The 10,756-nt window shown below is 44.8% G+C and carries 7 protein-coding genes; 3 read left to right on the forward strand and 4 right to left on the reverse strand.

Annotation, left to right across the window (positions count from 1 at the left end; all coding sequences use genetic code 11):
- Positions 1–237 precede the first annotated feature (237 nt).
- The 4 genes from JGK39_RS07970 to JGK39_RS07985 form a co-directional block, all read right to left on the reverse strand.
- The gene (locus JGK39_RS07970) at positions 238–1,362 is read right to left on the reverse strand and encodes a sulfate ABC transporter substrate-binding protein (protein WP_293253225.1); all 1,125 of its coding nucleotides are present in this window, start codon (positions 1,360–1,362) and stop codon (positions 238–240) included.
- Positions 1,363–1,933: 571 nt separating this feature from the next.
- A complete protein-coding gene (locus tag JGK39_RS07975) occupies positions 1,934–2,518 on the reverse strand; it encodes a Crp/Fnr family transcriptional regulator (RefSeq protein WP_293253228.1) in 585 nt (194 codons plus the stop codon).
- A 308-nt stretch (positions 2,519–2,826) separates the two neighbouring features.
- On the reverse strand, positions 2,827–4,770 hold the full coding sequence (locus JGK39_RS07980; protein ID WP_293253231.1) for an ATP-binding protein: 1,944 nt from the start codon (positions 4,768–4,770) through the stop codon (positions 2,827–2,829).
- Between the two features lie 224 nt (positions 4,771–4,994).
- Positions 4,995–6,026: a sulfate/molybdate ABC transporter ATP-binding protein gene (locus tag JGK39_RS07985; RefSeq protein ID WP_293253234.1), complete on the reverse strand. Its 1,032-nt coding sequence runs from the start codon at positions 6,024–6,026 to the stop codon at positions 4,995–4,997.
- A 423-nt stretch (positions 6,027–6,449) separates the two neighbouring features.
- Between JGK39_RS07985 and gltD the strand changes: the two genes are divergently transcribed.
- From gltD to JGK39_RS08000, 3 genes are all read left to right on the forward strand, one after another.
- On the forward strand, positions 6,450–7,934 hold the full coding sequence (gene gltD / locus JGK39_RS07990; protein ID WP_293297206.1) for a glutamate synthase small subunit: 1,485 nt from the start codon (positions 6,450–6,452) through the stop codon (positions 7,932–7,934).
- A 149-nt stretch (positions 7,935–8,083) separates the two neighbouring features.
- Positions 8,084–9,439, forward strand: a complete 1,356-nt coding sequence (locus tag JGK39_RS07995; RefSeq protein ID WP_293253240.1) for a P-loop NTPase fold protein — start codon at positions 8,084–8,086, stop codon at positions 9,437–9,439.
- On the forward strand, positions 9,411–10,756 hold a 1,346-nt coding region (locus JGK39_RS08000; protein ID WP_293297203.1), incomplete at its 3' end, for a tetratricopeptide repeat protein. The genes JGK39_RS07995 and JGK39_RS08000, both read left to right, overlap by 29 nt.

A 10,756-nucleotide genomic window follows, 5' to 3' on the forward strand; every position in this document is an offset into this window, starting at 1 on the left:
TTGTATCAAAGATCCCGATCGCACGCTGCCTATGGAGCGCTCAAAAAATCGGGAGAGAACAAGTGGCAAAACACAGAGGTTGGGAATATCTAAAAAAGTGCGGTTCCTCACCTCAAAGACCTCGACCTCGACATTTCTCGTTCCCTACCTCGTCCCTAAAAAAAGCAAGTGCGATCGCACTTGCCTTTGAACTTAATTGAGGAGTCGAGGAGAAAATTTAACTAATGGAATTTTAGATTATCTCCTTCCCAGAGAATTCTGAATTTGATCGAACATCGCATTGTCAGCAAAGAATTTATTTTGCACCGCATTCCAGCCGCCTACATCGGCAATTGTAAACAGTTTGCTAATTCTAGGAAACTTACTGCTAAATTCTCCGGCTACCGTCGAGTTAACAGGTCGAAAACCCACCTTAGCAAATTCTCGCTGAGCTTCCGGCGTGTAAAGATATTTCACAAAAGCCTCTGCTACTTTAGTAGTTCCATGTTTAGCTGCGTATTTATCAACTACAGCTACTGGGTTGTCAATGGAAATATTCACTTGGGGGATGATGAAAGGTTCAGTCTCGCCCTGCGTTCTTGCCAGCAGAATTTCGTTTTCGTAGTTGATCAGTACATCGCCTTGGTTTTGTTTGTAGAATGTATCAGATGCTTCGCGGGCATCTCTGGGAAGCACTGGCACGTTTTTATAAACCTGGCTGACAAAGGTGCTGGCTTGCTGTTCGCTTCCTCCGTTTCGAGTTACCGAACCCCACAAAGCTAAGAAGTTCCAGCGCGCGACACCAGAGGTTTTCGGATTAGCAGTAATTACTTTGATACCGGGTTTGGCTAAATCGGCCCAGCCTTGGATTTTTTTGGGATTTCCGGGGCGAGTTACTAATGCTGCAACTGATTTGCTCACAATTCCGTTATTGGGTACTTCTCTTTGCCAACCTGGTTTAATTAGACCGGCTTGTTGGATGCGATCGGTATCGAATTCTAAGGCTAAGTGTACGACATCGGCTTCCAAACCGCTAATCACAGCACGGGTTTGGGAACCCGAACCGCCGTAGCTTTGGCTGATTGTGACATTCTGGTTGTTTTCCCGCTTCCACTTGGCGACGAAGCCGGGAACAATCCTGTCGTAGGCGGATTTGGTAACAGCAAAGGAAACTAAGGTGAGTTCGACATCTTTAGGTTTTGGCTGACCGATCGCAGTCTGAGGGATTAACCAGCTAAAGCCTAAACCTACTGCAAAAAAGAAAGCAAAAACTCTGACTATGGACGATTTACGAAACTCGATCGACTTTAAAGAACTCACTGAAAAACCAGCTTTTTTCTTTAAGGATTGCAAGACATTATCTTTGAGATGATGGTACTGCATTTATGCTTCTTAGTTCCTCTTATTTTTTCTCAGGTGGATTGAGCGCAAAATTCACTGTAATGTGTAATGCGCTGGGTATAGAGCAAATGCAGCCTGATGAGATTTGCCCAGATCATCTATAAGATTTTGCTGCTGTGGCAATTCTTCTTGGCAATAGCGGCAAGATTGATATCATGTCCGGTCAACTACCCGCAATAAAAACTGTTTGTAGTGAGGACTTCAGTCCTCTGAAGAAGCGGACTAAAGTCCGCACTACGAACCTTACTTCGCGGCGATCGATCTGTTGAGACCTGATATGAATGACTGTTTTGCTAGCTATTGGGCGATCGCACTCAAGTACCTATCGCCAGCTCTCTCTACTTAATTTAATAGATTACACGATTTACTACTTAATGTCTATAGGCAAACAGTAGTTAATTTTTGGTTTAATTCTGGAGCCGGAGGAGCGATCGCAATTTAATGCCCGCAACACTACCCCACTCTCGCAGCAGCAATCTACAGCCAACGGTGCAAACTGGTGGAAGCAATGCCGCTAAAAAAGCGCTGACAACTGTTAACAGTTAATATCCTTTTATATTTCGTAGTGCCACACCTCTGAAGGTTGCAGAACAATCCGGTGGAGCGGCAGACGCTCAATCAAACCTTGCTGCTCAAAAATACCGAGGGTGCGAGTGACAGTTACGCGACTTGTACCGAGGATTTCTGCAATGTCCTGATGCGTTAAAATCATATCGATCAGATGTCCTTGCTCTACCTCAGAACCAAACCTCTTAGCCAGCCAAGTCAATAGTTTATAGAGCATAAAATCAACTTTTTTATAACCTCGCAGTACAATAAAATCTTCAGCCTGCTGAATGTGATTGAGCAAAATATCTCTATTTAGCCAGCGCTCGGCAGATAAGAGAATTGCCTCGACTTTAGTCAGGCATTCAATTTGAAAAGGATCGCATTTTGATATCGGTTTGCCGATCGTATCACCAGGCCCCCACAATCCCAAAGTGATAATTGTGCCATCTTCAAGCCAGGTAACAGTTCGCACTACTCCAGTTGCAATTTGCCACAGAGCATTACTTCTATTGGGCAAGTGCGAGCGGCGAGAAAATATATGTCTGCTCGTTTCATCAAAATTTCTAGTGGAAAGTGAAGCAATAGTCATAGCTAGTTACTGAAGGAATCCAAGTTAGTTCGTACAATTGCAGTCTCGCCGTGTTTCGGTTTTACAGTATCGCCAGCGCCCAAAGTTTAAGCTGCATAAACCAGTCATGACTGACGCATTAAAAACAAAGAAACCGGGTTTTTTGCCCTGTCTTCTGGGTGTAATGAAGTATTTCGGTAAAAAAACCGGTTTCTGACCTCCCCTGCGTCCAGGACTAGCAGTATTGTTGTGGCATTATTACACATAATACTCTAATCCGACCGAGTTACAGTAGTTAATGAGAAAAAAAATTCCTTCTCCAGCCCTTTCTAAGCTGCCTCCGATATTTTCAGCGAAACTAACGGTACTGCTTGTCTGACTTGTTGCCGCAGCGGAATCTCGATCGAGAATTCCGTCCCCAATCCCGGTGTCGAATCGCAGCGCAGCGCACCCTTGTGCTTTTCTACGACAATTTTATAGCTGATTGACAGTCCCAATCCTGTCCCTTTTCCGCTCGGTTTCGTCGTAAAGAACGGGTCAAAAAGCCGTTTTTTGACATTTTCTGCCATGCCGGGGCCGTTGTCAGATATCCGCACAATTATTTTGTCTGGAATTGAATATTCTGTGGTGATGGCGATCGCGATCGGATTGGCTTTCGCTGCTTTGGGATCGCGATCGAGGTTGTAAGTTTCAAGGGCATCGATCGCATTAGCCAGAATATTCATAAACACCTGATTTAATTGTCCGGCATAGCACTCAACCATTGGTAAATTGCTGTAGTTTTTAACAATCCCGATCGGCGGGCGATCGGCTGTAGCTTTTAGCCGGCTTTGCAGAATTAGCAAAGTGCTGTCAATGCCTTCATGGATGTTGACAGGTTTCATTTCGCTTTCGTCCAAGCGAGAAAAATTCCGCAAAGATTGGACAATTTGAACAATGCGATCGGCTCCTATTTTCATCGAGGACAGAATTTGCGGCAAATCTTCGCTCATAAAATCAAAGTCAATATTTTCTAAATGCTCTGAAATTTCCGAGTGAGGGTATAAATAGTGTTTCTGGTAGAGTTCTACCAACTCCAACAAATCCTTAGCATATTCGCTGGCGTGGTGGATGTTGCCGTAAATAAAATTAATAGGATTGTTAACTTCGTGGGCGACACCAGCAACCAATAAACCCAAACTAGACATTTTCTCCTGCTGGATCAGTTGAGTTTGAGTTTGCTGCAGCTCTTGCAAAGTCTGCTGTAGCTGTAGAGATTTAGCCCTGCGTTCTGCCGCTACTTTTTCAATGCGATCGGTATAATTGAGCAAGCTCAATAAATAACGGGTTGCTGCTAGAGTTAAAACTGTCCCGAAAACTAAAACAGTCAGCGATCGCCAATATTTTACAGGATTAATGTACTCCGGCGTTACCAGAAATCGCAGCAACCACCTGCGGTTTTCAATATTGAGGATGCGAGTGCAACTGCTGCCGTCCGGGCAGTAAATTGTTTCCCCTATTTGTAGTTTATTTTTAATTTTTTCGTCCGTGATTATCCTTTTTGTCTTCGATTCGTAAAAGGCGAGAAATCTTTCGGATTCAGGAGCCATAGCATCTTGAAGGTACAGGTTTACAGACTTGAGTATACTTTCCTGCACGGCCGATTTAACAATTGCATCAACTAGCAAAATGCCGAGAGTAAAGCCTTGCAAATTTTCTTGTTCCAAAGCAGGTAATTTTGGTGGCAATACAGCAGCATCGCCAAGATCGAGTTGACTAAAAATTGGCTGAAACACGAAAATGCAGGGTTGATTTTGTGCTGGCAATATTTGGCGATCGGTAGCGATAATTTCTTGTCTTTTTGCTGCTTTTTCTAAAGCTAGCCGATTCGGAGTCAAATCTAAACCTAAATCTATTTCATCTGTCAGGAATTGTTGAGAGTCAGAAATGCGGGGCAGCCACGCGATCGCCTTCACGCTCGGATGGCGGTACAAAGCAGAATCAACAAATTTTTGAAACTCCGGTTGTTTCTCCCCGTCAAATGTGCTGTAAAAAGCTCCCGCGGCCCGAATTATTTCTACACTGCCGCTAACATCTCTCTGGATGCCTGTAGCTATTTGATCCAGCCGCTCTTGCAGTTCGGCTTGCATGATTTTGTATTCCCAATTGTACGCGACTGAACAGGCGATCGCAGACAGTCCCAATCCCGCACAAAGTGTTAACACTACTTGGATGTGGCGGCGATAACCAAGTAAAGTGCTAGCCGCTAAATCTAACAATTTGTTAGCAGTCATATTCTTCACCTATCTTTTTTATAGTTCTTCCAACCCGCTCCAGGAAATGAATATTTTTTATCATTTTTTCTCATTCCCAGGCTCAACCTGGGAATGAATGCCTGGAGGATCTGCCTCGAATTTAGAGGCACAAGACAGCATTACCAGGCATCAACCTGGTAACGATGTAGTAGTGTGTTGTAGAGGCTCCCGATATAATTTAGAGTAAGATTCCGCGGCTCATTTTAAATAGAATAAGCGGGAAAAACCATCGCCTGTTTGGGCTTGACGTAAACCTGCTGCTCTCGCTTTAACTGTAGATAATCGAACCGATCGCGGCTGACGTAAGCTGTCACCGTCTGACCCGATTCTAACACTAACTCGGTTTGAATTTCCCGCCCTAAATGAATGATGCGGCTGACTTTTGCCAACGCAAAACCAGACTCCGGCTTAGTTTTAATTTCCACGTCATGGGGGCGCAAAAACACTAATTCAGAATGAGCAGCTCCATTATTTTGAGCCGTTGTACCGTTGCTGGCGAACAAACCCGCAGCATTCGGCAGCACATTGACTGGCCCGATAAAACTCATCACAAAAGCTGATGCCGGTTTGTCGTAAATTTCCGCAGGAGTGCCAACTTGTTCGACTCTACCTTTGTTCATCACCACAATTTCGTCGGCTACTTCCATCGCTTCTTCTTGGTCGTGAGTCACAAAAACTGTGGTGATGTTAACTTCTTTGTGAAGGTTGTGCAGCCACGATCGCAATTCTTTTCTAACTTTAGCATCTAATGCTCCAAAAGGCTCATCTAGCAGCAGCACTTTCGGTTGAACTGCAAGAGCTCTCGCCAAAGCAACCCGCTGCCGCTGGCCTCCTGACAGTTGCGAAGGGTATCTGTCGCCCAAACCTTTTAACTGCACTAACTCCAAAAGTTCGTCAACCCGCTTGCTAATGGTGCTTTGAGGAACTTTGCGAATTTCCATAGCAAAAGCAATATTTTTCTTGATAGTCATGTGTTTAAACAGAGCGTAATGTTGAAACACAAAACCGATATGCCGTTCCTGCACCGACTGCTGGGTAGCATCCTCGCCAATCAAGTAAATATGACCCGCATCCGGCGGTTCTAGCCCCGCAATCATTCTCAGCAAAGTTGATTTCCCGGAACCGGAAGGCCCCAACAGCGCGACTAGAGAGCCGCTTTTGATTTCCAAACTCACGTTGTCAATGGCGTGAAAGGAGCCAAAGTGTTTCGATACGTTTTGAATTGTAATGCTCATGACATTTTTTACCTATTTTAGGAGTTGAAGATATTAACTCCGTATAATTGATGGGCTTACAGTAGTATATCCTGAAATTAATATTTAGCAACTGTAACTTTTTGTATAGTATTTGGAGACGCCGCTGGTGGGGACGCCGCTGGAAAGTTGCCAGATGTGGGAGTATCGGTGGCGTGCGAGCACCGTCAGCACAATGGTTTTCAGTCCGCGGAGGCGGACTTGGTATGTGTAGCCCCGACTTCCAGTCGGTAGGCTTAGCAGCCAGATTATTTGTAGCCAGGGCGATATAGAAGATTTTAGGTACGAATTGCTCTATCTGAGGTGCGATCGCCCGCAATTTATATGACAATAGTTAGTTCATCAGCCTACAGGCCTCAGCTTTGAAAAACTACCAAAATAGTAAATTCTAACAAAAACAGCACTATGGGAAAACCAACAGGCTTTATCGAATTCTTGCGGGAATTGCCCTCCGAGCTCTCACCAGTCGAAAGAGTCCACAACTGGGACGAATTTCACCTACCGATGGAGGAAGACAAACTCCGCAGCCAAGGCGCGCGCTGCATGGACTGCGGCATTCCATTTTGCCACACCGGCAGCATCATCAGCGGGATGGCAAGCGGCTGCCCGATTAACAACCTCATCCCCGAATGGAACGACTTAGTATATCGGGGACTGTGGAAAGAAGCCCTAGACAGACTGCACAAAACCAACAACTTCCCCGAATTCACCGGCAGAGTCTGCCCTGCGCCCTGCGAAGGCGCTTGCGTGCTCGGCATCAACAACCCGCCGGTGACAATTAAAAACATCGAAGCCTCAATCATCGATAAGGGCTGGGATGAAGGCTGGATTACTGCTGAACCTCCAGCCAAACGCACCGGCAAAAAAATCGCCATCATCGGTTCCGGGCCCGCTGGTTTGTCGGCTGCGGCGCAATTGAACAAAGCCGGTCATTTGGTAACTGTATACGAAAGAGCCGATCGACCGGGAGGCCTGTTAATGTACGGCATCCCCAACATGAAGCTAGACAAGGAACAAGTCGTGATGCGCCGCCTGAAAGTCCTGGAAGCTGAAGGCGTGAACTTCGTTTGCAACACCGAAGTCGGCAAAGACTTACCAGCCGAACAACTGCTAAAAGAATACGACTCCGTTGTCCTCTGTACCGGCGCCACCAAACCCCGCGACTTAGGAATAGAAGGGCGGGAATTAAAAGGCATCCACTTCGCGATGGACTTTTTGACAGCCAACACCAAAGCAGTGTTAGACAAGAGCACCAACGGCAACTTCATCTCCGCCGAAGGCAAAGACATCGTGATTATCGGCGGTGGCGACACCGGCACCGACTGCGTGGGCACCTCCATCCGCCACGGCTGCAAAAGCCTGGTACAGCTAGAAATCCTGCCCAAACCGCCCTCGGAACGCGCGGCCAACAATCCCTGGCCCGAATGGCCCAAAGTCTACCGCTTGGATTACGGCCAAGAAGAAGCGGCAGCGAAATTCGGCGATGACCCCCGCGGCTATCTCACCACCGCCACGAAGTTCGAGGGCGACGAAAACGGCAACGTCAAAGCCGTGCACACTGTTGAGGTAGAGTGGGCGAAAAACGAGAAAGGGCAGTTCATTCCCAAGCAAATCGCCGGAACCGAGAAAGTGTTGCCGGCGCAGGTTGTGCTGCTAGCGATGGGCTTCCTGGGCCCGGAACAGCCGTTGCTGGATGCCCTGGGATTGGAACGCGACGCGCGCAGCAATGTGAAGGCGGAGCACGAAAAGTATGCAACCAGCATTCCGGGAGTGTTTGCGGCGGGGGACTGTCGCCGGGGACAGAGTTTGGTGGTTTGGGCGATTAATGAAGGGCGCGGCGTGGCCCGGGAGTGCGACCTTTATTTGATGGGTGAAACCGATTTGCCTTAGTAGGGTTTACAGGACACGGCAGTGCCGTGTCCCTACTTATGTAGAGCAACCGCCGATCTACTTATTTTGCTAAAATACAAGTACCTACACAACTTAACTTTGATAGATTGTTCAGGTTGCCCGCAAAAAATCTACTAAATTAAAAATTTATGACTACTCATCCTACCAACCGCGCCACAACTCTCAAAACAGCTTTTCGAGTCTGTAATACCGACCCATTAGAAGGAGAAGATCTCGAACACTACTACGTCGATTTATCAGAAGTTCGCAAAACAAAAGCGATCGCAAGTATCAGTACCCGTTTGGAGTTTCAAGAATCCGAACAGTTTACCACAATCTTGTTTACAGGACATTCAGGCTGCGGCAAAAGTACAGAATTGAAACTGATCCAAAAGCAGTGGGAAAAAGATTATCGCATAATTTATCTGGAGGTTAACGAAGAAACAGATATTAATGATGTCAGTTATACGGACTTATATTTAATTGTCATCAAGCAAGTTGAGTTTGAATTACGGAAACTTAAACTTCAATTAGATGACAAGCTGAGGAAAAATTTTGAAGCTTGGTTTAAGGATGTTACCGAAGAAACAGAACAAACTGTAGAAAGTTCTGTGAGTATCGAAGGAGAAGCAACCTTGGGGTCAGAAGCTCCTTTTTTGGCTAAGTTGCTGGTGAAATTGCTGGCACAAATTAAAGGATCTGACAGACGAAAAAAAAGCATTCGCCAAATTTTAGAAAAGGATGTGTCTCGTTTAAAAGCTGATATTAATTTGTTGTTAAATGATGGTACAAGACAACTACGCAACAAGTTTCCGAACTATAAAGGTTTTCTGATTATTTTTGATAATTTAGACCGCGTTTCTCCAGAGGTTGGAAACCATTTGTTTTTTGATTATGCGGCTCAACTTCAACAACTGGATTGTACGATAGTTTACACAGTCCCGCTTTCAGTTCTTTATTCTGCTAAAAATCTCAATAATAATTTTGGCAACCCCCACATTGTCCCGATGGTCAATATTTATGAATTCGATCGAGATAATTGTGACTTAAACTACAACCAAGCAGGCTTAAATGCTATTGCTAGCTTAATCGAGCGCCGCGTGGAAGTTGACAAGATATTTGAGTCGCGGGAAGAATTGCTAGAATTAGCAAAAGCTAGCGGAGGCCATGTTCGCCAACTCATACGGATGATGCGGACAGCTTGTTTGACTGCCAGCACTAACGGTAATGCTAAAATAACTGCCGACGATGTTATTTATGCAGTCAAACAAGAACAATTTAATTTTGAGCGAATTATCCCGCAAAATCATTACCCGGTTTTAGCTGAAACTTGTTTGACAAAAAATATTACTAAAGATGATGTCGGTCAATTAATGTTATTCAACACTTCTGTTTTGGAATATAACGGCAAAAATCGATGGAACTATCCGAATCCGGTGGTGAAGCAAAATGAAGAATTCCAAAAAGCCCTCCGAGATGCCAGCCAATCCAATGTTAACCCATAACGATCGAAATTCACAACTTGCGCGACTTATAGCAGCAAATCAGCAAATATTTACTGAACTTTTGACCTTCGTTGATTTTGCGGACAAGTTTACGATCGCATTTGTAGAAGTTAATTTTAATGCTGAGGCTGAGTTTTTAATTGAAGGTTTAAAAAAACATCCCATTTCTCAAGAAAATCAATTTGAAGTTTTGAGTTTTGATGAAAATTTGCGCTTTCTGCTAGATGAAATTGTCAAAATTTTACCGACAATTAAGCGAGAAGCCAATAAAGAATTAGTTTTAATTGTGCGAGGATTGGAAAAATCTATCGGCAAATTTGCTGAATATCCTCCGGTTTTACAAGACCTCAATTTTGTACGAGATGCTTATAAAACCAGAGTTCCCCATCCGATGCTATTTGTTTTGCCAGACTATGGGATTACTCGTTTGGCGAAGTTTGCACCGGATTTTTGGTCGTGGAAATCTGCCGTATTTTTGTTTAAAACTACTCAATCTACTAGAGATGATGCCGTTGCTCGAACTCTCGATTCGGAAAGGAGTTTTAGGACTTTAAAGACACCAGAAAAACAAGAACGAATTGAACTTTTAGAGTTTTTGTTGATGGAGTACAAGCCGAGTCATTCTGGAACGGAAAAAAATCCTAGTGCTTGCAGCAATATTTTGCATCAATTAGGAGTTGCTTATCTCAGTCAAGGAAAGCCGCTTAAAGCGAGGGAGTATTTAGAACCAGCTTTGGAGTTGACTAAGGAAAGTGGAAATATATCGCTGCAAGCTGAAGTTTACAATGAGTTGGGTGCATCTTATCGGCAAGAGGGACAATTTTCGGTGGCAATGAGTGCCTATCAAGCATCGCTGGAAATCGCCCAAAAACTGGGAAACCGTCGCGGTGAAGCTAATGCTTTGTATGATTTGGGGAATGTCTGTCAGGATTTGCGAGAGTGGGAAAAGGCAACTGTTTTTTATCAGCAATGTTTAGAAATTGAACAAGCCATCGGAGATATTTACTCTCAAGCAAGTACCTACCAGCAGTTAGGATGGGTGGCAAAAGAAATGTGGAATTTGACTGAAGCTGAAGGTTATTATCAAAAAGCTTTGGAAATTTTCAGCGAATATGGCGATCGCTCTGGTATGGCAAGTAGTTGGGGAGTATTGGGAGATATCGAGCGAAATCGCGGCAATTGGGATGAAGCTGAGAGATTGTACCGGCAATCTTTGGGATTAAGGACAGAATTGGGCGATCGCTCTGGTATGGCAACAAGTTGGGGAGTATTGGGATATATCGAGCAAAATCGCGGCAATTGGGATGAAGCTGAGAG

It is taken from the genome of Microcoleus sp. PH2017_12_PCY_D_A, assembly GCF_020738565.1.
Classification (GTDB): Bacteria; Cyanobacteriota; Cyanobacteriia; order Cyanobacteriales; family Microcoleaceae; genus Microcoleus.

What these genes read in the sequence shown, in the direction of transcription:
- JGK39_RS07970 (WP_293253225.1), bottom strand. Translation starts at nt 1,362, where the DNA reads ATGCAGTACCATCATCTCAAAGATAATGTCTTGCAATCCTTAAAGAAA.
- JGK39_RS07985 (WP_293253234.1), bottom strand. Translation starts at nt 6,026, where the DNA reads ATGAGCATTACAATTCAAAACGTATCGAAACACTTTGGCTCCTTTCAC.
- gltD (WP_293297206.1), top strand. Translation starts at nt 6,450, where the DNA reads ATGGGAAAACCAACAGGCTTTATCGAATTCTTGCGGGAATTGCCCTCC.
- JGK39_RS07995 (WP_293253240.1), top strand. Translation starts at nt 8,084, where the DNA reads ATGACTACTCATCCTACCAACCGCGCCACAACTCTCAAAACAGCTTTT.
- JGK39_RS07980 (WP_293253231.1), bottom strand. Translation starts at nt 4,770, where the DNA reads ATGACTGCTAACAAATTGTTAGATTTAGCGGCTAGCACTTTACTTGGT.
- JGK39_RS07975 (WP_293253228.1), bottom strand. Translation starts at nt 2,518, where the DNA reads ATGACTATTGCTTCACTTTCCACTAGAAATTTTGATGAAACGAGCAGA.